Annotated in this window: 18 protein-coding genes, 3 rRNA genes and 3 riboswitches; of the genes, 1 reads left to right on the top strand and 20 read right to left on the bottom strand. The window is 42.3% G+C overall.

The window, feature by feature from the left end; all coding sequences use genetic code 11:
* Positions 1–11 precede the first annotated feature (11 nt).
* From purH to ACSVDJ_RS02965, 17 genes are all read right to left on the bottom strand, one after another.
* Positions 12–1547 carry a bifunctional phosphoribosylaminoimidazolecarboxamide formyltransferase/IMP cyclohydrolase gene (purH, locus tag ACSVDJ_RS03045; RefSeq protein ID WP_439170591.1) on the bottom strand — a complete coding sequence of 512 codons (1536 nt, stop codon included), beginning with the start codon at positions 1545–1547 and terminating at the stop codon, positions 12–14.
* Positions 1547–2134, bottom strand: coding sequence for a phosphoribosylglycinamide formyltransferase (gene purN / locus ACSVDJ_RS03040; protein WP_439170647.1), 588 nt, complete (start codon positions 2132–2134; stop codon positions 1547–1549). The genes purH and purN overlap by 1 nt, the downstream gene beginning before the upstream one ends.
* An 11-nt stretch (positions 2135–2145) precedes the next feature.
* The gene (gene purM, locus ACSVDJ_RS03035) at positions 2146–3174 is read right to left on the bottom strand and encodes a phosphoribosylformylglycinamidine cyclo-ligase (protein WP_439170590.1); all 1029 of its coding nucleotides are present in this window, start codon (positions 3172–3174) and stop codon (positions 2146–2148) included.
* A gap of 60 nt (positions 3175–3234) precedes the next feature.
* Complete coding sequence (gene purF / locus ACSVDJ_RS03030; RefSeq protein ID WP_439170588.1) at positions 3235–4656, bottom strand: amidophosphoribosyltransferase; 1422 nt, start codon at positions 4654–4656, stop codon at positions 3235–3237.
* Entirely contained in the window at positions 4632–6860 is a 2229-nt protein-coding gene (purL, locus tag ACSVDJ_RS03025) for a phosphoribosylformylglycinamidine synthase subunit PurL (RefSeq protein ID WP_439170587.1), read from the bottom strand. Before purL ends, purF begins: the two co-directional genes overlap by 25 nt.
* Positions 6844–7527, bottom strand: coding sequence for a phosphoribosylformylglycinamidine synthase subunit PurQ (gene purQ, locus ACSVDJ_RS03020; protein ID WP_439170585.1), 684 nt, complete (start codon positions 7525–7527; stop codon positions 6844–6846). Before purQ ends, purL begins: the two co-directional genes overlap by 17 nt.
* On the bottom strand, positions 7524–7778 hold the full coding sequence (gene purS, locus ACSVDJ_RS03015; protein WP_439170583.1) for a phosphoribosylformylglycinamidine synthase subunit PurS: 255 nt from the start codon (positions 7776–7778) through the stop codon (positions 7524–7526). Before purS ends, purQ begins: the two co-directional genes overlap by 4 nt.
* Positions 7766–8491, bottom strand: coding sequence for a phosphoribosylaminoimidazolesuccinocarboxamide synthase (gene purC, locus ACSVDJ_RS03010; protein WP_439170582.1), 726 nt, complete (start codon positions 8489–8491; stop codon positions 7766–7768). Before purC ends, purS begins: the two co-directional genes overlap by 13 nt.
* 85 nt (positions 8492–8576) lie before the next feature.
* The gene (gene purB / locus ACSVDJ_RS03005; RefSeq protein ID WP_439170581.1) at positions 8577–9875 is read right to left on the bottom strand and encodes an adenylosuccinate lyase; all 1299 of its coding nucleotides are present in this window, start codon (positions 9873–9875) and stop codon (positions 8577–8579) included.
* Entirely contained in the window at positions 9872–11029 is a 1158-nt protein-coding gene (gene purK, locus ACSVDJ_RS03000) for a 5-(carboxyamino)imidazole ribonucleotide synthase (RefSeq protein ID WP_439170579.1), read from the bottom strand. The genes purB and purK overlap by 4 nt, the downstream gene beginning before the upstream one ends.
* A complete protein-coding gene (gene purE / locus ACSVDJ_RS02995; RefSeq protein ID WP_439170577.1) occupies positions 11022–11510 on the bottom strand; it encodes a 5-(carboxyamino)imidazole ribonucleotide mutase in 489 nt (162 codons plus the stop codon). The genes purK and purE overlap by 8 nt, the downstream gene beginning before the upstream one ends.
* Before the next feature lie 123 nt (positions 11511–11633).
* A riboswitch (purine riboswitch) is annotated at positions 11634–11735 on the bottom strand.
* Positions 11736–11812: 77 nt separating this feature from the next.
* Entirely contained in the window at positions 11813–12007 is a 195-nt protein-coding gene (locus ACSVDJ_RS02990) for an NETI motif-containing protein (protein WP_439170576.1), read from the bottom strand.
* On the bottom strand, positions 12004–12546 hold the full coding sequence (locus tag ACSVDJ_RS02985; RefSeq protein ID WP_439170575.1) for a DUF2179 domain-containing protein: 543 nt from the start codon (positions 12544–12546) through the stop codon (positions 12004–12006). The genes ACSVDJ_RS02990 and ACSVDJ_RS02985 overlap by 4 nt, the downstream gene beginning before the upstream one ends.
* 179 nt (positions 12547–12725) lie before the next feature.
* Positions 12726–12841: ribosomal RNA gene (gene rrf, locus ACSVDJ_RS02980) — 5S ribosomal RNA — on the bottom strand.
* Between the two features lie 66 nt (positions 12842–12907).
* A 23S ribosomal RNA gene (locus tag ACSVDJ_RS02975) occupies positions 12908–15840 on the bottom strand.
* A gap of 168 nt (positions 15841–16008) precedes the next feature.
* Positions 16009–17563, bottom strand: a 16S ribosomal RNA gene (locus tag ACSVDJ_RS02970).
* Together the 16S, 23S and 5S rRNA genes form the textbook arrangement of a ribosomal RNA operon.
* A gap of 334 nt (positions 17564–17897) precedes the next feature.
* On the bottom strand, positions 17898–19232 hold the full coding sequence (locus tag ACSVDJ_RS02965; protein ID WP_439170880.1) for an NCS2 family permease: 1335 nt from the start codon (positions 19230–19232) through the stop codon (positions 17898–17900).
* A gap of 101 nt (positions 19233–19333) precedes the next feature.
* Positions 19334–19435, bottom strand: a riboswitch (purine riboswitch).
* A 560-nt stretch (positions 19436–19995) separates the two neighbouring features.
* Here ACSVDJ_RS02965 and ACSVDJ_RS02960 point away from each other — a divergent pair.
* Positions 19996–21105 (top strand): YecA family protein, encoded by a 1110-nt coding sequence (locus ACSVDJ_RS02960; RefSeq protein WP_439170879.1) that lies wholly within the window; start codon positions 19996–19998, stop codon positions 21103–21105.
* Between the two features lie 197 nt (positions 21106–21302).
* On the opposite strand, the gene guaA is transcribed toward ACSVDJ_RS02960, so the two are convergent.
* The 3 genes from guaA to ACSVDJ_RS02945 form a co-directional block, all read right to left on the bottom strand.
* A complete protein-coding gene (gene guaA, locus ACSVDJ_RS02955) occupies positions 21303–22823 on the bottom strand; it encodes a glutamine-hydrolyzing GMP synthase (RefSeq protein WP_439170884.1) in 1521 nt (506 codons plus the stop codon).
* A 130-nt stretch (positions 22824–22953) separates the two neighbouring features.
* Positions 22954–23055: riboswitch (purine riboswitch) on the bottom strand.
* A gap of 126 nt (positions 23056–23181) precedes the next feature.
* On the bottom strand, positions 23182–24858 hold the full coding sequence (locus ACSVDJ_RS02950; RefSeq protein WP_439170877.1) for a M20/M25/M40 family metallo-hydrolase: 1677 nt from the start codon (positions 24856–24858) through the stop codon (positions 23182–23184).
* Between the two features lie 43 nt (positions 24859–24901).
* Positions 24902–26281, bottom strand: a complete 1380-nt coding sequence (locus ACSVDJ_RS02945) for an alanine/glycine:cation symporter family protein (protein WP_439170876.1) — start codon at positions 26279–26281, stop codon at positions 24902–24904.
* Positions 26282–26339: the final 58 nt, after the last annotated feature.

Below are 26339 nucleotides of genomic sequence, written 5' to 3'. Positions count from 1 at the left end.
CTCGCTTAAAATTAATGTTTAAAATGTCTAACGCCAGTGAAGACCATCGCAATGCCGTATTCATCCGCTTTTTTGATCGAATCTTCATCGCGGATCGAGCCCCCAGGCTGGATGATCGCTGTAACGCCTGCTTTCGCTGCCGCTTCAACTGTATCATTCATCGGGAAGAAAGCATCTGATGCAAGAGCGGCACCCTTCGCTTTTTCTCCTGCTTGCTCAAGAGCGATTTTCGCTGCACCGACACGATTCATTTGCCCCGCACCTACGCCTAACGTCATCTCATTATTCGTCACAACAATCGCATTCGATTTCACATGCTTCACGACTTTCCAACCAAGCTTCATCGCTGCCCATTCTTCCTCTGTTGGCTCACGCTTAGTCGCCACGCGAATATCTGCCTCTTCAAGTGAATGATTATCTAAATCTTGTAGCAATAATCCACCTTCAACGGATGTTAATACTTTTTCTTTTGATTTTTCTCCATTAAACGGAAGCGTTAATAAGCGAATATTTTTCTTCGCTGTTAATACATTAAGTGCTTCCTCTGTAAATTCAGGGGCAACAATAATTTCAAGGAAAATTTCATGAAGCTTTTCAGCTAACGCTTTATCTACTGGGCGATTTAAAGCAACAATACCACCAAAGATGGATGTTGGATCAGCTGCATACGCGCGATCATAAGCTTCTTCGATCGTTGTACCAACACCTACACCGCATGGATTCATATGCTTCACTGCAACAGCTGCTGGCTCGCTAAACTCTTTGACAATTTGTAGCGCGGCATCTGTGTCACGAATGTTGTTATAAGACAATTCCTTTCCATGTAGCTGTGTAGAACGAGCAACGGAAAAAGCCGATCCAAGTGGCTCTTGATAGAAAGAAGCTTGTTGATGTGGATTTTCTCCGTAGCGAAGAGATTGTTTCAATTCATATGTAAACGTCATCGTTTCTGGCTGTTCTTCACCCGTCAACTCTGTCATATATTTGGCAATCATCGCATCATAAGAAGCCGTATGACGGAAAACTTTTGCCGCAAGCTTTCTTCTTGTTTCTTTCGTCGTTTGACCATCCGCTTTTAGTTCAGCTAAGACCGTGTCATAATCTACTGCATCAACAATAACCGTGACATAGTCATGATTTTTCGCTGCTGCACGCAACATCGTCGGGCCGCCGATATCAATGTTCTCAATCGCATCTTCTACTGTCACATCTGGCTTCGCAATCGTTTGTTGGAATGGATAAAGATTCACACAAACAATATCAATCGGTACGATATTTTGCTCTTCCATTTGCTTCACGTGATCCGCTTGATCGCGCTTAGCAAGAAGCCCTCCATGAATAAACGGGTGTAATGTTTTTACACGACCTTCTAAAATTTCAGGAAACCCTGTGACGTCGCTCACACTCATCACTGGAACATTCGCTTCTTCAAGCATTTTCTTTGTTCCACCTGTGGAAATGATTTCGATGTCTAAAGCTGCGAGCTCTTTCGCAAAATCTACAATGCCACTTTTATCTGATACACTGATTAACGCACGTTTCTTCATTATTCTACTTCCTCCTCAGTTGTACTTGTTAAAAGCTGTCTAATTACTTTCGGATACAATTGATGCTCCACTTGCTGAATTTTCTGTTGTAAAGATTCTCTCGTATCGTCATTGACAATCCGTACACTTTCTTGATCAATAATTGGTCCTGTGTCCATGCCTTCATCGACAAAATGTACGGTGACGCCTGTAATTTTGACGCGAGCGGCAAATGCCTGTCCAATCGCATCTTTCCCCGGAAAAGCCGGAAGCAAGGATGGGTGAATATTAACAATTCTTCCTGCATAGGCATGAAGCAGCGTTTCCCCAATTAAACGCATATATCCTGCTAGAAAAATATAATCCACTTTCGCTTCATGGAGCTTGTTCACTATCTCACGTTCAAATTCGACTTTCGAGGAATAATCCTTCGCTCGAAAAGCAAACACTGGAATTTGAAGTTTTTCCGCACGTTTGATCACATATGCATCCGGTTGGTCGCAAATGAGTATCGCCACCTCAGCCGGAATTTCCCCTTGTTGAACTGCATCAACAATCGCTTGAACATTGCTTCCACTTCCAGAAGCAAATAAAGCAATTTTTTTCATTTGCCCCATGCTCATGACTTGAATTGAACTCCTTCGCCAGCAATAATGCGACCAATTGTATAAGCTTTCTCCCCTGCTTGTTCAATTAGCTGTTTTGCCTGTTCTTCTTCATTAGCCGATACGACCATTACTAAACCAATGCCCATATTGAAAATATTGTACATTTCGCTGTACTCAAGCTCTCCATACTTTTTCAACACATGAAAAATATCTGGAATCTCCCATGTTCCTTCAGTAATCTCTGCTCCAAGACCTGCTGGCAGCGCACGTGGAATATTTTCAATAAAGCCGCCACCTGTAATATGCGCCATCCCTTTAACTTGTAAGCTCTTTAACACTTCAAGCACTGGCTTGACATAAATTTTTGTTGGTGTTAGCAGCACTTCCCCTAATGGTGCTGTTAAGCCTTCTACTTCATCCGTTAATTGAAAATCATGTGTATCAAAAAAGATTTTACGTACTAACGAAAAGCCATTGCTATGCAATCCGCTTGATGGAAGCCCGATGATAACATCGCCGTCTTCAATATCCTCACCTGTAATGACTTTGCTTTTTTCAACAACTCCTGTTGTGTAGCCAGCAATATCATATTCTCCATCGCTGTACATCCCCGGCATTTCTGCTGTTTCTCCGCCGACTAGCGCACAGCCCGCTTGCTCACATCCATCGGCAACACCTTTCACAATTTGCTCGATTTTCTCAGGAACCGCTTCTCCGCATGCAATATAATCTAGAAAATAAAGCGGCTCGGCACCTTGGACGATGACATCGTTCACACACATCGCGACACAATCAATCCCGATCGTATCATGGCGATCCATCCCAAAAGCGAGCTTTAATTTCGTGCCCACTCCGTCTGTACCGGAAACTAACACAGGCTCTTTAATATTTAAAGCAGACAAATCAAACATGCCGCCAAAGCTTCCGAGCGCCCCCATGACTCCTGAACGGTTTGTCCGTTTCACATGCTTTTTCATCCGTTCTACTGCTTCATAGCCTGCTTCAATATTGACTCCTGCTGCTTCGTACGCCTTTGCCATTCGTTGCTCCCCCTTAAAATAGTGCATAGAGAAACTGCCTCAATAGGCAGCCTCTCCTGCTTAACACATTATTTCTTTATCACGCGGATGCATCGTATCCGTATAAATTTCTGTCGGGTATTGGCCTGTAAAACAAGCGAGACATTGTCCACATTGACCATTTTGCTTTTCGTGATCAATAGCCTCCACCATTCCATCCAAACTTAGAAACGTTAATGAATCAGCTCCAATTTCATCTCTAAGCTCTTCTTCTGTATAGTGAGCCATAATTAATTCTTCTTTCGTCGATGTATCAATGCCGTAATAACAAGGGTTTTTGATCGGTGGCGAACTGATGCATACATGCACTTCTTTCGCTCCGGCATCTTTTAACATTTTCACAATTCGCTTACTTGTTGTTCCACGAACGATTGAATCATCGACCATGATGACACGTTTCCCTTCAATAACTCCACGAACAGGAGACAGTTTCATCTTTACTCCTTGCTCACGTAGCGCTTGGGAAGGTTGAATAAATGTCCGGCCAACATAACGATTTTTAATTAAGCCCATCTCATATGGAATTCCCGATTCTTCCGCATAACCGATTGCAGCTGAAATACTAGAGTCTGGAACACCTGTCACGACATCTGCTTCAATCTTTGCTTCTTTCGCCAATTGAATACCCATACGCTTTCTGGCACTATGGACATTGATGTTATGAATGTCACTGTCTGGACGGGAAAAGTAAACGTATTCCATTGTGCAAATTGCCTGATTCGTCGCTAATGAGAAGCGTTCAGAACGTAGTCCATCTTGATTGATAATGATAAGCTCTCCCGGCTCCACATCACGCAAAAATTTCGCTCCAACAATATCAAAGGCACATGTTTCAGAAGCAACAACGTACGCATCACCTAGTTGACCAATCGATAATGGACGCAATCCATTGGGATCTAACGCTACCATTAACTCGTTCTCTGTCATAACAAGGAAAGCATACGCACCTTTCAACATCGAAAGTGCATTTTTCACACGATCTTCCATTTCACTAAATCCACTACGACGAATTAAGTGAGCAAGCACTTCTGTATCAGAAGTCGTTTGAAAAATACTTCCTTGCGCTTCTAATTGATGTCTTAGTGCAGTTGCATTGATTAAATTACCATTATGTGCAAGGGCTAAGCTTCCTGTTTGTGAGTGAAAAAGAAGCGGCTGTACATTTTCAAAACCACCGCCTCCTGCTGTGGCATAACGAACGTGACCAATCGCTCCAGTACCATTCAACTCATTGATTTTCTCTTGAGTAAAAATTTCTGTAACTAATCCCTCGCCCTTTAATCCACGAAGTCGTTTGCCATCTGTTATAACGACACCTGCACCTTCTTGACCACGATGCTGCAAGCTTTGTAAACCGTAATAAGTGATTTGGGAGGCATCTTCATGCCCCCAAACCCCAAATACACCACACTCTTCGTTTAAGCCTCTGATTTCAGCAAGCATGGGATCGCTCCTCTCCAAGCGTCTTCAAGTTCACCAACCTCCGCTTGAATGATTGCTTCGTTGTTATACTTAATCGTCAAACTAGCTGCTGTAGTTACTTCTCCAATCAATGTAGCTTCTGGAATAATCGCTTCAAATGCCTCACGATTCTGTTTAGAAACTGTCACAATAAAACGTGATTGCGTTTCACTAAATAAAGCGGCTGTTTCATTTCCTTCAACTGTTACTTCTGCTCCAAATCCTGTACGGAACGCTTTTTCTGCTAAAGCGACAGCAAATCCGCCTTCTGCCACATCATGTGCAGATTGAACAGTTCCTTGTTGAATAGCTTGAAGTAAAGCTTTTTGACGCATTTCTTCTACCGCTAAATCTAGCTTCGGTGCTTTTCCGAAAATTTTGCCGTCGTTATGCAATTTCTGAAGTTCACTTCCGCCAAACTCTGCTTCTGCTTCTCCAATCACATAAATGAGGTCGCCCGCTTGTTTGAACATTTGCGTTGTAATATGAGACAAATCTTTAATTAAACCAACCATTCCGACAACTGGTGTTGGGTAAACAGCGATTCCATTTGTTTCATTATATAGAGACACGTTTCCGCCAATAACCGGTGTGTGTAGTACGCGGCATGCTTCACTCATTCCATCTGTTGCTTTTTCTAATTGCCAGAAAATCTCTGGTTTTTCTGGACTTCCGAAATTTAAGCAGTCTGTAATCGCTAAAGGCTCTCCACCGGAACAAACGATATTGCGCGCCGCTTCTGCTACGGCAATTTTTCCGCCTGTTTCTGGATCAAGGTAGATATAGCGTGAGTTACAGTCTGTCGTCATTGCTAATGCTTTCTCTGTGTCGCGAACACGGATGACTGCTGCGTCTGACCCAGGTGATACAACTGTATTCGTACGCACTTGATAGTCATATTGTCCGTATACCCACTCTTTGCTCGCAATCGTTGGTTGAGAAAGAAGTTGAAGCAACGTCTCTTTATAATTTGTCACTTCAGGAACGATCTCATCCATTTCCTGAAACTCACGATAATAAGCTGGCTCGGAAGAAGGCTTGTAGTAAACTGGTGCATCTTCTGCTAACGCATCAGCTGGCACGTTAGCAACAACTTCACCTTTATGCACTAGACGAAGCATGCCATCATCTGTTACTCGACCAATAGATGCCGCTTCTAGGCCATATTTAGCAAATAAATCTTCAATTTCTTTTTCTCGACCTTTTTTAATAACGATCAGCATGCGTTCTTGAGATTCAGAAAGCATCATTTCGTAAGGTGTCATCCCTGTTTCACGTTGAGGAACAAAATCCATGTTCATTTCAATACCGGAACCAGCTTTACTAGCCATTTCAGCTGAAGAGCTTGTTAATCCCGCTGCTCCCATATCTTGAATACCGACAAGGGCATCATTTTGAATTAATTCTAGACAAGCTTCAAGCAAAAGTTTTTCCATGAATGGGTCACCGACTTGGACAGCTGGACGTTTTTCATCCGATGCTTCACTTAATTCTTCAGAAGCAAATGTCGCTCCGTGAATACCATCGCGCCCCGTTTTCGCACCGACATACATCACTGTGTTGCCCACACCTTTTGCTTGGCCTTTTTTAATATCTTTATGATCGATCAACCCGACACACATCGCATTGACTAACGGATTACCTTCATAAGAATGGTCAAATTGCACTTCGCCACCCACTGTTGGAATGCCGATACAGTTTCCGTATCCTGCAATACCTGCTACAACTTCTTCAAATAAGTATTTCACACGGCTCGTTTGTAACTCACCGAAGCGAAGAGAGTTTAATAGTGCCACCGGGCGAGCTCCCATTGAGAAAACATCACGAATGATTCCGCCGACACCTGTAGCTGCACCTTGATACGGTTCAATCGCAGATGGGTGATTATGACTTTCAATTTTGAAAACAACGGCTTGTTCATCGCCAATATCGACAATGCCCGCTCCTTCACCAGGTCCTTGAAGAACTTTCTCTCCGGAAGTTGGGAACTTACGAAGTACAGGCTTAGAGTTTTTATAACTGCAGTGCTCAGACCACATAACAGAGAATAAACCTGTTTCTGTGTAGTTAGGTGTGCGTCCTAAAATCTGTTCTACCTTCGTAAACTCTTCATCTGTTAAACCCATTTCACGATAGATTTTTTCTTCTTTAATTTGGGCTGCATTTGGCTCAAGCATTAACGACATGAGATTCCCTCCAATGTTTCACAATTGATTGAAATAATTTTAAACCGTCCGCGCTGCCTAGTAACTCATCCACAGCACGCTCTGGATGCGGCATCATGCCAAGAACATTTCCTTGTTCATTAACAATACCTGCAATGTTTTCTAGACTGCCATTTACATTTTCTTTATAAGTAAACACAATTTGATTATTTGCTTTTAATGTTTCTAACGTTTGCTCATCACAGTAATAGTTTCCTTCTCCGTGAGCAATTGGGATCGTAATTTCTTCGCCCTTTGCATACATGGAAGAAAACATCGTTTCGTTGTTTTCTACTTGTAATACAGTTGGATCACAAATAAATTTTAAATCCTTATTGCGAAGCATCGCCCCTGGTAATAAACCAGACTCTAGTAAAATTTGAAAACCGTTACATACACCTAAAATCGGTTTTCCAGCTTCGGCCGCTTTCTTCACTTCGTTCATGACCTTTGAAAGGTGAGCAATTGCTCCTGAACGAAGGTAATCTCCGTATGAGAAGCCACCAGGTAATAAAATGCCATCATAAGCGCTCAGATCATCAGCATCATGCCAAATATAGTCCACATTTTCCCCTAGCTCATCTTTAATTGCATGGAACATGTCAACGTCACAGTTAGAACCTGGAAATACAATCACCGCGAATTTCACTGCCCAACACACTCCTCAATCTCATATCGATAGTCTTCGATGACAGGATTCGATAGAAGCTTTTCACACACGTCCTTCACTGTGCCTTCTACATCCGGGTTGGAGCCATCAATTGTTAATTCCATATACTTTCCGATGCGAACATCTTCTACACCTTGATAGCCAAGGCTCGTTAATGATTGTTGTACTGCTTTTCCTTGTGGATCTAATACACTTTCTCTTAACGTTACGTATACTTTTACTTTGAACATGTTGAATTTCCTCCTAGTCTCTCGAATACCTCGGTATAAGCTTCAATTAAATTTCCTAAATCGCGGCGAAATACATCTTTGTCTAATTTACGATTTGTACTTTTCTCCCATAAGCGACAAGTATCTGGTGAAATTTCATCCGCTAGCATAATTTGTCCATCCTGATCTTTTCCAAACTCAACTTTAAAGTCGATCAATTCGATGTCCATTTCGGCGAACAAAGGGATAAGTGCTTCATTAATTTTTAACGCTTGTTCTTTCATTACTGCCACTTCCGCTTCAGTCGCAACTTGTAATAACTGAATGTGATCATCGGTTAAAAGTGGATCGCCCAGCTCGTCTTTCTTGTAGTAAAATTCAACGAGCGGTTTAGCGAATTGTGCCCCTTCTTCAAAACCAAGACGTTTCGCTAAGCTGCCTGCCGCTTTGTTGCGAACGACCACTTCAAGCGGAATAATTTGTACATGTTTGACAAGCTGCTCATGCTCTGAAAGCTGCTCAATAAAATGAGAAGGAATACCAAGCTCTTTAAGCTTTAAAAAGATTAAGCTGCTGATTTCATTGTTCAATCTGCCTTTCCCGGAAATTTCCGCTTTCTTTTCCCCATTAAAAGCAGTTGCTGAGTCCTTGTATTCAATCAATACAATCTCTTCATTCTTCGTTGCATAAATTCGTTTCGCTTTTCCTTCGTAAAGCATTGAGCCTTTTTCCATTATTACTCCCCCCATTAAGGAAAATTAGCAATCTTCAGTCATTGAATGTTAGAGAAGGTGCGGCTGGCCCGCACACTTCCGTTATTTACTTATCAAGCCCAAGACGAGTGAAAATGGTATCGACATGTTTTAAGTGATAGTTGTAATCAAAACAGTCGGCAATTTCTGCTTGAGATAGCTTCGATGTAATCGTTTCATCTGCTTCCACTAACGTGCGGAATGGCACTTGTGTTTCCCATGCTTCCATCGCTTTCGGCTGCACCGTGTCATATGCTTCTTCACGTACCATCCCTTTATCAATAAGAGCTAACAGCACTCGTTGAGAATAGATAAGACCTAATGTACGATCCATATTACGCTTCATATTTTCTGGGAATACCGTTAAGTTTTTCACGATATTTCCGAAGCGGTTAAGCATATAATTTAAGGCAATCGTTGCATCTGGAAGAATGATGCGCTCCGCAGAAGAGTGTGAAATATCACGCTCATGCCAAAGTGGCACATTTTCATAAGCCGTCAACATATGTCCACGAATGACGCGAGCAAGACCCGTCATATTTTCTGAACCGATTGGATTACGCTTATGTGGCATGGCAGATGAACCTTTTTGTCCTTTTGCAAAGAACTCTTCCACTTCACGCGTTTCACTTTTCTGTAATCCGCGAATTTCTACCGCAAACTTTTCAATCGATGTCGCAATTAAAGCAAGTGTGCTCATATAATGTGCATGGCGATCACGCTGTAATGTTTGAGTGGAAATCGGTGCTGGCTTCGTACCAAGCTTGTTGCATACATACTCTTCAACAAACGGGTTGATATTGGCGTATGTACCAACCGCACCAGAAATTTTTCCGTATTCTACTCCCTCTGCCGCTTGCTTGAAACGCTCAAGATTACGTTTCATTTCTTCATACCAAAGGGCAAGCTTCAAGCCGAACGTTGTTGGTTCCGCATGAACACCATGTGTACGTCCCATCATCACCGTATGTTTATGCTCTTTCGCTTTATTGCGAAGAATCTCTACAAAGTTCTCTAAATCTTTGCGTAAAATATCATTCGCTTGCTTTAACAAGTAAGATAGAGCTGTGTCCACTACATCCGTAGACGTTAAACCGTAATGTACCCATTTACGCTCTTCTCCAAGTGTTTCAGATACCGCACGAGTAAAAGCGACGACATCATGACGAGTTTCTGCTTCAATCTCTTGAATACGCTGAATATCAAAGCTTGCGTTTTCACGAATTTTTTGCACATCTTCTTTCGGAATATCGCCAAGCTCAGCCCAAGCTTCACAAGCTAAAATTTCTACTTCTAACCATGCTTTAAAGCGATTTTCCTCCGTCCAAATAGCACCCATTTCAGGTCGAGTATAACGTTCGATCATTTCTTTTGTCCTCCGATCATTTCTTCGTTGCTACTCCAGATCCCGCTATCGTCTAACTGATCCAGCACTTCATTCGGTTCATTGGTTAAGATAGTGATGTGCCCCATCTTTCTTTTGACCTTTGCTTCTGCTTTTCCGTATAAGTGAGTCGACCATTCTGGATATTCGACTAAGCCGTTTAACACACCCTCCAGATGCTCACCTAACACATTGATCATCACAGCAGGTTTCAGCAATTGTGGCTCCTTCAGCGGCCAGTTGCAAATCGCACGAATGTGTTGGCCAAATTGCGAAATATCACACGCTTCAATCGTATAATGTCCGGAATTATGTGGTCTTGGTGCTAGCTCATTAATGTAGATCTCTCCATTTTGACCGACAAACATTTCAACAGCCAGCGTTCCCACTAGCGAAACAGCTTCTGCAATTTTTTCAGCCGCTTCAATAGCTGCTTGTTCCACTTCATTAGACACTCTAGCAGGTACAATCGTTTCGTGTAGAATATTATCCTTATGAATATTTTCTCCAACCGGAAAATAACTAGTCTCTCCAACTATATTTCGCTGGATAATAACTGAAACCTCTTTATCAAAAGGAATCCACTGTTCAAGGACGCACTCGCCGTGTTCTAAAAGCTTAGCCGCTTCTTCAATTTGAGCCGATTCCTTAATCACAAACTGGCCTTTTCCATCGTAACCACCGCGTGCTGTTTTCAATACAGCAGGATACCCGAGCTTACTTATATTATCATAAATTTCGCTCGTTTCGTTGATTACCACATAAGGAGCAACAGGGACTCCGGCTTTTGTAATCGCATCTTTTTCCGCTACTCGATTTTGCGTAATTCTAATCAATTCTGCTCCTTGCGGAAGAAAAGCTTTTTCTTGAAGTTTCTTCAAACCAGCATAATCTATATTTTCAAATTCGTACGTAATTACGTCACTCACTTCAGCTAAACGTTCAAGTGCTTCTTGATCATCGTAAGAAGCGTTGATTTCAATGTCAGCCACTTGTCCACAAGGTGAATCCTCTCCTGGTTCAAGGACAGCAATCTTGAAGCCTGCTTCCTTTGCTGCCAAAGCCATCATTCGTCCTAATTGCCCTCCGCCAATGATACCGATTGTCTGACCGGGCTTTATTACCGCTCTAGCCAAGCTGATCACTACTTTCCATCACAGTTTCTCTTAAAGCGTCACGTCTTTTTTGTAAACGATTAGCTAATTCTTCATTCGTAATTGATAAAATCTCGGCAGCTAGCAAGCCGGCATTCGTTGCTCCTGCCTTGCCAATAGCGACTGTCGCTACAGGAACTCCTCCTGGCATTTGCACAATCGATAATAAGGAATCTAATCCGTTCAAAGCTTTTGATTGAACCGGTACACCGATTACAGGAAGCGTCGTTTTAGAAGCAACCATCCCTGGAAGGTGAGCCGCTCCACCTGCTCCTGCAATAATGACCTTAATTCCTTTTTCTCTTGCCTTCTCTGCATAATCAAACATAAGATCCGGTGTGCGATGAGCAGATACTACCTTTTTCTCATAAGACACGTGCAATTCATCTAACATGTCACATGCATGCTTCATTGTGTCCCAATCTGAGGTACTCCCCATAATAACGCCAACGTCAACTGACATGATTTTACCTCCACGTTCAATTCAATTTTAAAAAATGAAAACCCAGATGGTTACCCTCTTCTAATCAAGAGAAAGCAACTCATCTGGGTAAATAAAGACTCGTTAAACATGAAAATGATCCAGATAAATTTATGCTTTCCCCATAGTCCAATCATTTACGGTAATCGGGTAGAAACTTGCGGGCCATATTCCCGCTATTATATGAGGCTTCGTTTTCTTCATCTTCATCTTAACAAGTCAAAAAGCATATTGTCAATAAAAAATCGAACAATTAATTTAATACATTTTATAACGTTCGTGTTTTAGGGTATTAATCTCCCCTCAAATACAATTTCTTGGCCAACAGGGGTGTATTTTTTTTGTCCATTGATGACTTCTTCTTTAAATACCGGCTGCTCCATTCTTCTGACAGGAACATAGCCCTCTTTCTTCATTCTCTCTAAACATTGATCAATAGTTTCATTCTGTTCCACATGAAATTTCTTCTTTTTGCTCATTCTGACAACTTCCCTCTTTTTACACTTTTCACCCAGAACCCACCATGAATCGTTTTCGGTTCATAAGCAATGATAAAAGCTTTTGGATCTAACTCTTTAATTTTCGTATACAATTTTAATTCGTACTTTCTCGGCGTTAGTATTTGCAAAGACATCCGCTCTCCTTCTAAGCCATTAGCTGCCCAGCTCGTCACACCGTATCCTTCCGCCCGAAGAGCTTTAGGTAAATCTTTATCATATTCTTTCGTGATTACATTCACCGTAATATAGCCAAGCGCTAGCTTCTCCTCTAACTTCATACCAACAATAACTCCAAGGCCATATCCAACCGCATAAGCGATGACATTTTGAATCTCATTTAAATTATCTAGAACCAACCCTAATCCCGTAATATAAATAACGATCTCAATCATGCTGACAAATGCCGCAAGATAACGATACCCCTTTAATGTTAAAATCATACGAATCGTAAAAAAAGATACATAGACAACATTGATAATTAAAATAATAGCTACCATAAACAAGCTATTTTCTAACATAGTGATCCCCCTTAACTCTAGGATAAAAAACATTTCCCTGATGGTATTACTGTAAGCGTAACATACTTTAATTTTAGAAAAAAGAAGATCCACTTAATGACTTTTTCTAAAATAGTTTAATTTCCAAACAAAAAAGAAGCATTTCAAAAATTTTCTTTTGAAATGCTTCTTTTATTTGTGCCTGGCAACTTCCTACTCTCACAGGGGGAAACCCCCAACTACCATCGGCGCTGAAGAGCTTAACTTCCGTGTTCGGTATGGGAACGGGTGTGACCTCTTCGCTATCGCCACCAGACTATAAAGTTTGAAAGAGTTGTTCTTTCAAAACTGGATAATAAGTATTGTAACCTTGCAAATCGCCTAGGAAAAGTCCTCGATCGATTAGTATTCGTCAGCTCCACGTGTCGCCACGCTTCCACCTCGAACCTATCTACCTGATCATCTTTCAGGGATCTTACTAGCTTGCGCTATGGGAAATCTCATCTTGAGGGGGGCTTCATGCTTAGATGCTTTCAGCACTTATCCCGTCCGCACATAGCTACCCAGCGATGCCTTTGGCAAGACAACTGGTACACCAGCGGTGCGTCCATCCCGGTCCTCTCGTACTAAGGACAGCTCCTCTCAAATTTCCTGCGCCCGCGACGGATAGGGACCGAACTGTCTCACGACGTTCTGAACCCAGCTCGCGTACCGCTTTAATGGGCGAACAGCCCAACCCTTGGGACCGACTACAGCCCCAGGATGCGATGAGCCGACATCGAGGTGCCAAACCTCCCCGTCGATGTGGACTCTTGGGGGAGATAAGCCTGTTATCCCCGGGGTAGCTTTTATCCGTTGAGCGATGGCCCTTCCATGCGGAACCACCGGATCACTAAGCCCGACTTTCGTCCCTGCTCGACTTGTAGGTCTCGCAGTCAAGCTCCCTTGTGCCTTTACACTCTGCGAATGATTTCCAACCATTCTGAGGGAACCTTTGGGCGCCTCCGTTACTTTTTAGGAGGCGACCGCCCCAGTCAAACTGCCCACCTGACACTGTCTCCCACCCCGATCAGGGGTGCGGGTTAGAAGTTCAACACAGCCAGGGTAGTATCCCACCAACGCCTCCACGTAAGCTGGCGCTCACGCTTCAAAGGCTCCTACCTATCCTGTACAAGCTGTGCCAAAATTCAATATCAGGCTACAGTAAAGCTCCACGGGGTCTTTCCGTCCTGTCGCGGGTAACCTGCATCTTCACAGGTACTATAATTTCACCGAGTCTCTCGTTGAGACAGTGCCCAGATCGTTACGCCTTTCGTGCGGGTCGGAACTTACCCGACAAGGAATTTCGCTACCTTAGGACCGTTATAGTTACGGCCGCCGTTTACTGGGGCTTCGGTTCACACCTTCGCTTACGCTAAGCGCTCCCCTTAACCTTCCAGCACCGGGCAGGCGTCAGCCCCTATACTTCGCCTTGCGGCTTCGCAGAGACCTGTGTTTTTGCTAAACAGTCGCCTGGGCCTATTCACTGCGGCTCCTCGGGGCTATTCACCCCAAAGAGCACCCCTTCTCCCGAAGTTACGGGGTCATTTTGCCGAGTTCCTTAACGAGAGTTCACTCGCTCACCTTAGGATTCTCTCCTCGCCTACCTGTGTCGGTTTGCGGTACGGGCACCTTTTACCTCGCTAGAGGCTTTTCTTGGCAGTGTGGAATCAGGAACTTCGGTACTATATTTCCCTCGCCGTCACAGCTCCGCCTTGATGATGACGGGATTTGCCTCGTCATCGGCCTAACTGCTTGGACGCGCATTTCCATTCGCGCGCTTACCCTATCCTCCTGCGTCCCCCCATTGCTCAAATGGTAAATAGGTGGTACAGGAATATCAACCTGTTATCCATCGCCTACGCCTTTCGGCCTCGGCTTAGGTCCCGACTAACCCTGAGAGGACGAGCCTTCCTCAGGAAACCTTAGGCATTCGGTGGAAGGGATTCTCACCCTTCTTTCGCTACTCATACCGGCATTCTCACTTCTAAGCGCTCCACCAGTCCTTACGGTCTAGCTTCACAGCCCTTAGAACGCTCTCCTACCACTGACATCAAAGATGTCAATCCACAGCTTCGGTGATACGTTTAGCCCCGGTACATTTTCGGCGCAGAGTCACTCGACCAGTGAGCTATTACGCACTCTTTAAATGGTGGCTGCTTCTAAGCCAACATCCTGGTTGTCTAAGCAACTCCACATCCTTTTCCACTTAACGTATACTTTGGGACCTTAGCTGGTGGTCTGGGCTGTTTCCCTCTTGACTACGGATCTTATCACTCGCAGTCTGACTCCCAAGGATAAGTTTTTGGCATTCGGAGTTTGTCTGAATTCGGTAACCCGATGGGGGCCCCTAGTCCAAACAGTGCTCTACCTCCAAAACTCTTCCCTTGAGGCTAGCCCTAAAGCTATTTCGGAGAGAACCAGCTATCTCCAGGTTCGATTGGAATTTCACCGCTACCCACACCTCATCCCCGCACTTTTCAACGTACGTGGGTTCGGGCCTCCAGTAAGTGTTACCTTACCTTCACCCTGGACATGGGTAGATCACCTGGTTTCGGGTCTACGACCTCATACTCATTCGCCCTATTCAGACTCGCTTTCGCTGCGGCTCCGTCTTTCTGACTTAACCTTGCATGAAATCGTAACTCGCCGGTTCATTCTACAAAAGGCACGCTATCACCCATTAACGGGCTCTAACTACTTGTAGGCACACGGTTTCAGGATCTTTTTCACTCCCCTTCCGGGGTGCTTTTCACCTTTCCCTCACGGTACTGGTTCACTATCGGTCACTAGGGAGTATTTAGCCTTGGGAGATGGTCCTCCCGGATTCCGACGGAATTTCACGTGTTCCGCCGTACTCAGGATCCACTCTGGAGAGAACGAAATTTCGGTTACAGGATTGTTACCTTCTCTGATGGGCCTTTCCAGACCTCTTCGCCTATCCCGTTCTTTTGTAACTCCGTGTAGAGTGTCCTACAACCCCAGAAGGCAAGCCTTCTGGTTTGGGCTGTTCCCGTTTCGCTCGCCGCTACTCAGGGAATCGCATTTGCTTTCTCTTCCTCCGGGTACTTAGATGTTTCAGTTCCCCGGGTATGCCTTCAACTATCCTATGTATTCAGATAGAGATACTGTTCCATTACGAACAGTGGGTTTCCCCATTCGGAAATCTCCGGATCAAAGCTTACTTACAGCTCCCCGGAGCATATCGGAGTTAGTCCCGTCCTTCATCGGCTCCTAGTGCCAAGGCATCCACCGTGCGCCCTTTCTAACTTAACCTAAAATGGCGATTACTCGGTTATTGCTTGGTTACTTTATACGATATTATCCAGTTTTCAAAGAACAAGTAATAGTTATAGAAGGAATTCATCCTTCAAAACTGAACAAAATAAAACGCAGCGTTAATTTGAGTAAGAACAACGTTCTTACTTTCCGTTCTATCCTTAGAAAGGAGGTGATCCAGCCGCACCTTCCGATACGGCTACCTTGTTACGACTTCACCCCAATCATCTGTCCCACCTTAGGCGGCTGGCTCCCGTAAGGGTTACCCCACCGACTTCGGGTGTTACAAACTCTCGTGGTGTGACGGGCGGTGTGTACAAGGCCCGGGAACGTATTCACCGCGGCATGCTGATCCGCGATTACTAGCGATTCCGGCTTCATGTAGGCGAGTTGCAGCCTACAATCCGAACTGAGAATGGTTTTATGGGATTGGCTAAACCTCGCGGTCTTGCAGCCCTTTGTACCATCCATTGTAGCACGTGTGTAGCCCAGGTCATAAGGGGCATGATGATTTGACGTCATCCCCACCTTCCTCCGGTTTGTCACCGGCAGTCACCTTAGAGTGCCCAACTAAATGCTGGCAACTAAGATCAAGGGTTGCGCTCGTTGCGGGACTTAACCCAACATCTCACGACACGAGCTGACGACAACCATGCACCACCTGTCACTCTGTCCCCCGAAGGGGAACGCTCTGTCTCCAGAGTTGTCAGAGGATGTCAAGACCTGGTAAGGTTCTTCGCGTTGCTTCGAATTAAACCACATGCTCCACCGCTTGTGCGGGCCCCCGTCAATTCCTTTGAGTTTCAGTCTTGCGACCGTACTCCCCAGGCGGAGTGCTTAATGCGTTAGCTGCAGCACTGAAGGGCGGAAACCCTCCAACACTTAGCACTCATCGTTTACGGCGTGGACTACCAGGGTATCTAATCCTGTTTGCTCCCCACGCTTTCGCGCCTCAGCGTCAGTTACAGACCAAAGAGCCGCCTTCGCCACTGGTGTTCCTCCACATCTCTACGCATTTCACCGCTACACGTGGAATTCCGCTCTTCTCTTCTGCACTCAAGTCTTCCAGTTTCCAATGACCCTCCACGGTTGAGCCGTGGGCTTTCACATCAGACTTAAAAGACCGCCTGCGCGCGCTTTACGCCCAATAATTCCGGACAACGCTTGCCACCTACGTATTACCGCGGCTGCTGGCACGTAGTTAGCCGTGGCTTTCTGGTTAGGTACCGTCAAGGTACCGGCAGTTACTCCGATACTTGTTCTTCCCTAACAACAGAGCTTTACGATCCGAAAACCTTCTTCACTCACGCGGCGTTGCTCCGTCAGACTTTCGTCCATTGCGGAAGATTCCCTACTGCTGCCTCCCGTAGGAGTCTGGGCCGTGTCTCAGTCCCAGTGTGGCCGATCACCCTCTCAGGTCGGCTACGCATCGTCGCCTTGGTGAGCCGTTACCTCACCAACTAGCTAATGCGCCGCGGGTCCATCTGTAAGTGATAGCCGAAACCATCTTTCAATCCTTCTCCATGCGGAGAAAGAACTTATCCGGTATTAGCCCCGGTTTCCCGGAGTTATCCCAGTCTTACAGGCAGGTTACCCACGTGTTACTCACCCGTCCGCCGCTAACTTGAATAGAAGCAAGCTTCCATCAAGTCCGCTCGACTTGCATGTATTAGGCACGCCGCCAGCGTTCGTCCTGAGCCAGGATCAAACTCTCCGATAAAGTGTTTGATTGCTCATAAATTGTTTCACTTAGATAAACTAAGTTTTTTAGAATTAACGTTGACGTTTATTTTGTTCAGTTTTCAAAGATCAATTTCTAATTAGCCGTTGTTTTAACGACTCACTCATCATAACACTTTGTTTCTTTGTTGTCAACAACGTTTTTTGAAGTTTTTGTTACAACTTCATGCCGTCGTTAGCAACGAATATAAATATACCATCTCTTAATATATAAATGCAAGCCTTTTTTTATTTTTTAATAGAATTATATTAAAAATCTCGATTTCTATTTAACTGCACGAAAAAAGGAGCTACTTTCGATAGCTCCTTTGTCATTATTTAATGAATACGAAGTAGAGAATAAAGATAACAAACAATAAATACATGATCGGGTGAATCTCTTTCCCTCTTCCTTTCATAATCATTGTAATAGGATAAAAGATAAATCCCGTTGCAATTCCAGTAGCAATGCTGTACGTAAGTGGCATTGCGATAATAGTTAGGAAAGCAGGAACAGCAATTTCAAATTTCGTCCAATCGATTTTCCCTAACGAAGACACCATCAACACTCCGACGATAATTAAAGCAGGTGCTGTGACTGCTGCTGTAATGACTTCTAATAATGGGAAGAAAAACAGCGATAATAAGAAAAGTACGGCTGTGACGACAGAAGCAAAGCCCGTTCTTGCTCCAGCTGCTACCCCTGCTGATGATTCAATGTAAGAAGTAGTAGTAGATGTTCCAAGAATCGCTCCCACTACAGTTGCACAAGAATCGGCGAACAACGCCTTACCCGCACGAGGTAATTTGTTTTCTTTCATTAATCCTGCTTGATTCGCTACCGCAACAAGCGTTCCGGCTGTATCGAAGAAATCAACGAATAAGAACGTTAATACAATGACGAGCATTTGAATCGTAAAAATCTCTGATGGTGCTTGAAAGATATTTTCAACCGCTGCACCGAATGTTGGCTCTACACTTGGAATGGGACCGACTAAGCTTTTCGGTAGATCAATTAATCCTGCAATCATACCAACAATGGCTGTTATCACCATTCCGATAAAAATACCGCCATTTACTCCTCTTGTCATTAAAATGACTGTGATGAAAATCCCGAAGATCGCTAGCAATGTTGGGCCAGCCGTTAAATCACCAAGCCCCACAAGCACCGCATCATTATTAACAATAATACCGGCATTTTGAAAACCGATAAAAGTAATAAATAAACCAATACCCGCTCCGACCGCATATTTCAACTCGGCTGGAATCGAGTTAATAATTTTTTCCCGAATACCTAATAGCGTTAACAAAATAAAAATAAGTCCTGAAAATAGCACACCTGTTAAAGCAGACTGCCATGAAACTCCATAAGTCAATACGACAGTGTAAGCAAAGAAAGCGTTCAAGCCCATTCCCGGTGCTAAAGCGATTGGATATTTCGCCAACAACCCCATAATTAACGAGCCGATCGCTGCAGCAATAGCTGTCGCTACAAAGACAGCCCCATAATCCATTCTCATAGCGTCCGGAAGATCAGGCACTGTTTGCAAAGAAAGCGTAAGTGGATTCACCACTAAAATATAAGCCATAGACAAAAATGTCGTCAGCCCACCGATCATTTCTCGACGGTAGTTCGTACCCAGCTCTTCAAACTGAAAATACTTCTTCATGTGTAAACTCCTCTCCATCTTTTCATCCCAAACCAATGAAAAACGCTTCGAACCAAAACGGTCGAAGCGTGACTATAGGTGACGGAAAGATAGAGAGAGACCTATCTATCCTGTTACCTCGTAGTCAAGCTATTTACGGCAGCTTGGTAGAAACTTTCGGGCCATATTCCCGACTTTATACGATGTAATGTGTTAGATTGATTTAATTCTCTCTCATTTTATCTATGTACTATCGATTTGTCAACATGAAACACGAACATTGAAGTTTAATAATTTGAATTTCATTCGTATTCAACCCATGAATTCCCTATTGAACATCCTTATTACTTATGCAGATTATCACTTTTTATGGAAGTCAACTCGCGCGTAGCTTATGATACTCCTAACAGAGATTCGCCTTCCAAATTTAAATTTCCTTTGAAAATTTATATCTATAAGAAAAACGCTCGAAACCAAGCGTTTTTCTACTTTAAACTATTACTCTCGCTCAATCGTTGTCCCTTATCGTCAATCCCTAATGAATCAAGCATTGTATTCATAGTAGTTGCTTCTGCGCTATGTATGTCATTAAATCTTTTAACAGGTGCTTTACTAGGGAATTATCAGACAAAATGAACGACACTTCAAATCGAATTGAAACCGTCAAACGTTATCGCATCGTAAAAGCATAACAAGTAATTGTAACTGAGCTTGAATTAATGATTGTTCTGTAATTGTTAAAATGGTAATTTGGTAATAAATACATAGAAATGGAGGTTTTGAAATGATACCTTATGTCTTTGAACCATATAAACCTTGCCCTTGTGGTAGTACAGCTAAATATAAATTTTGTTGCTATAAAAAAAGTAAGGAAAATCCTAAAAACACAACTCAATATAATTCTAAAAGATTATATTTTGAATCTCATAAACTTTTTAGGGAAACTGATTTTCAAACTTGTTTCGGCTTTGATGAAAATTGTGAACATGGCTTTATTGGCGCTCATTCTTTACAAAATAATGGTGTATTAAATTTAATTGCCCATGAAAATCATGTATATTCATTAGATATGAACTTTGATGAAAAATCCTTACTTCCAAAGTTAGAATTTAAAAAAACCGGAAAAAATCAAGCTAGTACATTTAATGGCTTCTGTAAACATCATGATGAAGCATATTTCAACATTATCGAAGATCAACCATATATTAATACTCCCGAACAAAATTATTGGTATGCACTTAGAGCACATTGCTTTGAAGCACATAGAAAGTACCGTTTACAAAAAAGTTTTTCTAACCTTTTCAAACAATCCCCTCATGCAACAAGAGATATACAAATCTCGACTAATTTCAGGGGCAACGAGTTAACCATTAGAGATATGGAAACTGATTACTCAAGATTTAAAGAAATCTACGAAAAAGGCGAGTATGAACGATTAGAAAACTTCGTCAAAGTATTACCTTTTAAAGTAGGATTTACTGCAACAACAGCTGTTGCTGTTAACGTAGATATACAAGGTAATCCTACTGTTGATATATACGATTATGATGAAAAATTATTCGTTCCAAGTATTTATTTATCCGTAATTCCCAAAGCTTCCGAAACACTAATTATCGTTTCTAGATTTAGAGAGGATGAATGCTATAACAACTTCATTACTTCATTAGATTCTTGTACAGATGATAAACTTTTATTTTCTTACTTAACCCACTGTTTAGCTGAATATAGTGAAAACATCTATTTCTCTCCTGAATTAATTGATAACCAATTAACTGATGTAGATAAGCAATTAATATTAAAAGCATTTTTAGGAGTAGCTAGTCCTACTTTTGAAACGAGATTGGCAAGTATGAAGAGTATGTTTCAGTTGGATTTGTTTAAATATCATTTATAAAGGTGTATTGGTTAAGAAAATGCTATCTTTCCTTACATTATCTATGAACGATAATACTTGAATGTTCTCTAAACAGTAATTCCCATTTTTATCGATTCTATCAATATAGGTATCAATACTGGTATTCCTAAACAAAAGAAGCTTGGCAGAAACCTTATTAAATAAGGTTCTCCAAGCTTTTTCTCATTGTTATTTAATTATTCCCACTCAATAGTAGCAGGCGGCTTACTCGTAATGTCATACACGACGCGGTTAATGCGAGATACTTCATTGACGATACGCACTGAAATCTTCTCTAGTACATCCCACGGGATACGTGCCCAGTCTGATGTCATTCCGTCAATTGAAGTTACTGCACGGATACCGATTGTGTAGTCATACGTACGTGCATCTCCCATGACACCAACGCTGCGGATGTCAGGTAAGACGGTGAAGTATTGCCAAATTTCACGCTCTAAGCCGTTTAGACGAACTTCTTCACGTAAAATCGCATCTGATTCACGGACGATTTCTAATTTTTCTTCTGTAATTTCGCCTAGAACACGAATACCAAGTCCTGGACCTGGGAATGGCTGACGCCAAACGATATGATCAGGAATACCTAGCTCTGTTCCTAATGCACGCACTTCATCTTTAAATAACGTGTTTAATGGCTCAATTAGTGTGAATTGCATGTCTTCAGGTAGACCACCAACGTTATGGTGAGATTTGATTGTTTGCGCTGTTGCTGTTCCGCTCTCAATAATATCTGTGTAAAGCGTACCTTGTGCTAAAAACTCGATGCCTTCAAGCTTTGTTGCTTCATCATCAAATACGTAAATAAATTCATTACCGATAATTTTACGTTTTTGCTCTGGATCAGACACGCCTTTTAATTTATTAAGGAAACGGTCTTTAGCGTCCACTTTAATGACGTTCATATTAAAGCCTTCCGCAAATGTTTTCATAACGCCATCTGCTTCGCCTTTACGAAGTAAGCCGTGATCAACGAAAATACAAGTTAACTGATCGCCAATCGCTTTATGAATAAGTACTGCTACGACTGAAGAGTCGACACCACCACTTAATGCACAAAGAACTTTCTTATCGCCAACGGTTTGACGGATTTTCTCCATTTCAACTTCAATGAAGTTCTCCATTGACCAGTCGCCTTTACAGCCACAAGCTTCAAATACGAAGTTCTTCAATAATTCGTTTCCGTACACTGAGTGCTTAACTTCAGGATGGAATTGTACCGCATATAGACCTTCTTTTTCATTGCTCATAGAAGCAATTGGGCAGGATTGGCTTACTGCATCAACAGAGAAACCTTCTGGCGCTTCTACAACTAAGTCTCCATGGCTCATCCATACGACTTGCTCATTTGGTAGATCTTTAAATAGAGCTGTTTCATTCTTCACTTCAATAGAAGCTTTTCCATACTCACGGTGAGAAGCCGCCTCTACTTTTCCACCAAAATGCTTCGTCATTAATTGCATGCCGTAGCAAATACCGAAAATAGGTACATCTAAATCGAAAATTCTTTCGTCACAATGGAAAGCATTTTCTGAATACACGCTGTTCGGTCCACCGGAAAAGATGATTCCTTTAGGATTGATTTCTTTAACTTCCTCTAATGTGATCGTATGAGGATGAAGCTCACTATACACACCTAATTCACGAATTCGGCGAGTGATTAACTGATTGTACTGACTTCCAAAGTCTAGAACAAGAATCATTTCTTGGTTTTGTAATTCTGATTTTCCTGCCACACTTTCCACTCCTTTGTTATGCACTGAACCGCTCGACATATAAATAAAATAAAAACTAGAACCCTTCCCTTACAAGAAAGCAGAATTCTAGTTGTCTTCACAAAGAACCTGCCCCCATAGCCCAATCATTTACGGTGATTTGGTAGAAACTTCCGATCCATATTATCGAAAATATATGAAGGAACTAGTCATTTATTCGAGCTAATTTGACATCATTTTATCGTTATCATACCATGCGGTCAAGCTGATCTCTATTTAATTAAATTTTCTGAACAAACGTGAATAACTAATTAAAAAGCTGCCGATTTCTCAGCAGCTTTTCTCATTATTTCACTTTAACAGGTACATGATTCAGCAAACTAATCGTTGCCTCTCTAATCAGCTTCGGTAAAACACCAAATGAATACGGCTTATATACTCGTTCTGTCCATTTATGGCCGTCTTTTCCGTATACCCCCATATTAATAGAAGGGATATTTAATCGACGAATTTCTTCTACTGGTAATGTATAAAGTCGCCCAAGGTTAGGCAAGTTATTTAATAAGCTTTGTAATTCCTCATTTGTTTCATGAATTGATAAGTAACTACCGTCCGCTAAATACGGGAAGAACTTCTTCACAGCAAATGTTTCGCCGCTTTCTTGTTCCGCCTCTTCTAGCACATCTTTAATCGTCTTTAAAATCGCTTGCTCCGCTTGATCATCTTCTCTTAAGAAGTTATGCGGTAAATACGGAGGAGCAAAGAACATAATGACACGTGGCTTTTTAATCGGATCAAGTTCATTTAACACTTCAACAATTTTAAAGGAAACCATTCGTAAATCGAGCATTTTATGTTCTTCTACGACCTCAGCACACACTTTGTCGACATCGATGCCTCTTTGTTTTAACTCTTTGCTATATTCCTCTAAAGAAACGACTTCGATGTCCCAGTTTAATTGTTTACGAGGAAGGCCTGTTCGTTGCAAGTACCCCTCATATTGATTCGATAAATACTCCGAAATTTCGCCGCAAGCTTCCGTCGCAACATTTTGTAATTTTCTCATGACATCTGCGGCAGAATCGCGGTATAAGAAATAGTTAAAATATAAATAACTGCTAGTTGCCGTTTGTACATTGTACGTAAATTTATTATCGCGCTGGAATAAGCATGTTGGTGGCAACACCATTTCATCTTGAATGTTTTCACATAATTCAACATTATTATGAATTCTTCTCGTTAATTCCGCTGCGATAAAGTTAGGGTCTACTCCTTGAAGGGTGTCCCCTACGTGCGCTTCTCGGCCATAAATGTAAAAGCTAGGAAGAATCTTTCCAGCCGCACCTGTATAAATATATCTCGTATTATCTCCGTCATACTGTGGAGTAATGAAATCATCATTGATTGCTGCTACATATTCTAAATCCCACTCTTGCTTTAAACGTTCTAATTCAAATACCGCATTTTTAATACCAGCATGCTGACTCTCTTCATCTGGATTAAACATTACAAGTAAGTTTCCAGGTAACTCTTCTCGATGATCAGAGAAGTAGAGAAGGTTGGCTAAATGTACAGCCGCACCGCTTTGCATATCGACCGATCCACGACCAAACATCCACTCTCCTGAACGAGCATCTGCTTGCACATCTTTGTCTTGATCAAATTCACTGAAGAAATTTTGCAATGCATCTGGATCAAATGCGTGTTGACGAAGCGCACCAAAGTCTTCAATGCCTACCGTATCAATATGCGCGTGATAAATGATCGTTTGCTTCGTATTCACTCCACCCTTGACAAAAGCAAAGACATTTTTTCGATTCAACGCATCATCGATTGCTGTTTGTTCCCATACAAGTGCCGGATTCTCTTGAAAGTATGGGTAGGAGCGCAAAATATCCAAAATCGCATCAGCTACGTTCACTTCCCCTTCTTCTGAAGCATTCACGCTCGGAATTGCTACCAATGTTCTCGTTAACTTCTCCACCTGATCCTGTAAACTTAAGTTTTTTAATTCTCTATACATGTCTCTATTCCTCTCTGTTGTTTATAAAAACTAGTAAAATACATTATGCTGTATGTTTCTTATTCGCTTTTCCTTGATCAATATAATTTTTTATATAATCTTGAGTCAATTCTTTCACTTCTCCACTCAAGAATAGAAGAGCAATGACGTTCGGTAAAATAATCATCGCTAGCATTAAGTCAAGGAATTGCCAGATAAACTGTAAACCACCAACTGCTCCTACGACAATAGCTGCTAAATAAACGAATCTCATTACCTTTGCAAATCGAAGACCAAATAAGTATTCTGCCTGCTTCTCTCCGTAAAATACGATAACGACAACTGTAGATAAGACGAAAAAGAATAAACAAATAGAGATTAATGTTCCAGCTATACCGCTTCCCATTACTGTTGATAATGCTTCAACAACCATTGTAGATGCTTTATCTGCCGTTACTTCTTTCCAAGCCCCAGACGTTAATACAAGCAAAGCCGTCATCGTACAAACAACAAGAGTATCAATGACAACTTCAAAAATCCCCCACAAACCTTGTTTAGCTGGATGATCCGTTTTCGCTGCCGCATGAGCAATCGGAGCTGTTCCCATCCCCGCTTCATTCGAGTAAATCCCACGAGCAAGCCCCCAACGAATAGCCGCAGCCACTCCTGCTCCGGCAAATCCTCCCGCTGCAGAAATAGGTGTAAACGCAGATTTAAAGATTAAAGCAAAAGCCGCTGGAATTTCCGACACATTAAAAGCTAAAACGATGATAGCGCTTACTAAGTAGATAATAACCATTAACGGAATAAACTTTTCAGTGACAGAACCAATACGTTGAATTCCTCCTAGTGTAACAAGCCCTACTAATACTACGACAATTAGTGCTGTTACAATTGGTGGGATATTAAAAGAAGATTCAACCGTTTGCGATAATGAGTTCGATTGAACCATTGTACTTGCTACAATCTCTAACATAAGGAAGAAAGCGAAAAAGCTAGCAACCGGCTTCCAACCAAGCCCTTTTTCAATATAGTGCATCGGACCGCCTGTCCATTCACCTTCTTCATTTTTCGTACGATATTTAACCCCAAGAACTACTTCCGCATATTTAGAACCCATCCCAATCATAGCAACTAACCACATCCAGAAGATCGCTCCTGGTCCCCCTAAAGCAATGGCCACTGGTACACCGACAATGTTGGCTGCTCCTATTGTGGATGCTAACGCAGAAGTCGTAGCCTGAAACGGCGTTACCGATCCTGGTGCATCATCTTTCGAAAAGATTTTACCGAATGTTTCCTTCATTATATGTGGGAAATAACGGAATTGGAAGAAACCGATACGAATAGTTAAAAATACCCCTCCGCCTAACAATAGTAAGATCATCGGCATTCCCCAAATCCAGCCTGTGATCTCAGAAATCATTTGCTCAAACTTCTCCATATTGTGTCCCCCTTAAGATGTTTTGTTCATTATTATGATAAAGTGAAACTTCAATCAG

Source organism: Bacillus sp. Hm123, assembly GCF_051842975.2.
In the GTDB taxonomy this organism is placed as follows: Bacteria; Bacillota; Bacilli; order Bacillales; family Domibacillaceae; genus Bacillus_CE.
Note: the sequence above shows the minus strand (reverse complement) of the source record. Positions and strands in the feature narration are given on the sequence as shown.

What these genes read in the sequence shown, in the direction of transcription:
- purS (WP_439170583.1), bottom strand. Translation starts at nt 7,778, where the DNA reads ATGTTCAAAGTAAAAGTATACGTAACGTTAAGAGAAAGTGTATTAGAT.
- purM (WP_439170590.1), bottom strand. Translation starts at nt 3,174, where the DNA reads ATGGCAAAGGCGTACGAAGCAGCAGGAGTCAATATTGAAGCAGGCTAT.
- ACSVDJ_RS02990 (WP_439170576.1), bottom strand. Translation starts at nt 12,007, where the DNA reads ATGAGCAAAAAGAAGAAATTTCATGTGGAACAGAATGAAACTATTGAT.
- purC (WP_439170582.1), bottom strand. Translation starts at nt 8,491, where the DNA reads ATGGAAAAAGGCTCAATGCTTTACGAAGGAAAAGCGAAACGAATTTAT.
- purB (WP_439170581.1), bottom strand. Translation starts at nt 9,875, where the DNA reads ATGATCGAACGTTATACTCGACCTGAAATGGGTGCTATTTGGACGGAG.
- ACSVDJ_RS02950 (WP_439170877.1), bottom strand. Translation starts at nt 24,858, where the DNA reads ATGTATAGAGAATTAAAAAACTTAAGTTTACAGGATCAGGTGGAGAAG.
- ACSVDJ_RS02965 (WP_439170880.1), bottom strand. Translation starts at nt 19,232, where the DNA reads ATGAAGAAGTATTTTCAGTTTGAAGAGCTGGGTACGAACTACCGTCGA.
- purF (WP_439170588.1), bottom strand. Translation starts at nt 4,656, where the DNA reads ATGCTTGCTGAAATCAGAGGCTTAAACGAAGAGTGTGGTGTATTTGGG.
- purN (WP_439170647.1), bottom strand. Translation starts at nt 2,134, where the DNA reads ATGAAAAAAATTGCTTTATTTGCTTCTGGAAGTGGAAGCAATGTTCAA.
- ACSVDJ_RS02985 (WP_439170575.1), bottom strand. Translation starts at nt 12,546, where the DNA reads ATGTTAGAAAATAGCTTGTTTATGGTAGCTATTATTTTAATTATCAAT.
- ACSVDJ_RS02960 (WP_439170879.1), top strand. Translation starts at nt 19,996, where the DNA reads ATGATACCTTATGTCTTTGAACCATATAAACCTTGCCCTTGTGGTAGT.
- purL (WP_439170587.1), bottom strand. Translation starts at nt 6,860, where the DNA reads ATGTCGTTAATGCTTGAGCCAAATGCAGCCCAAATTAAAGAAGAAAAA.
- purH (WP_439170591.1), bottom strand. Translation starts at nt 1,547, where the DNA reads ATGAAGAAACGTGCGTTAATCAGTGTATCAGATAAAAGTGGCATTGTA.
- ACSVDJ_RS02945 (WP_439170876.1), bottom strand. Translation starts at nt 26,281, where the DNA reads ATGGAGAAGTTTGAGCAAATGATTTCTGAGATCACAGGCTGGATTTGG.
- guaA (WP_439170884.1), bottom strand. Translation starts at nt 22,823, where the DNA reads ATGATTCTTGTTCTAGACTTTGGAAGTCAGTACAATCAGTTAATCACT.
- purE (WP_439170577.1), bottom strand. Translation starts at nt 11,510, where the DNA reads ATGTCAGTTGACGTTGGCGTTATTATGGGGAGTACCTCAGATTGGGAC.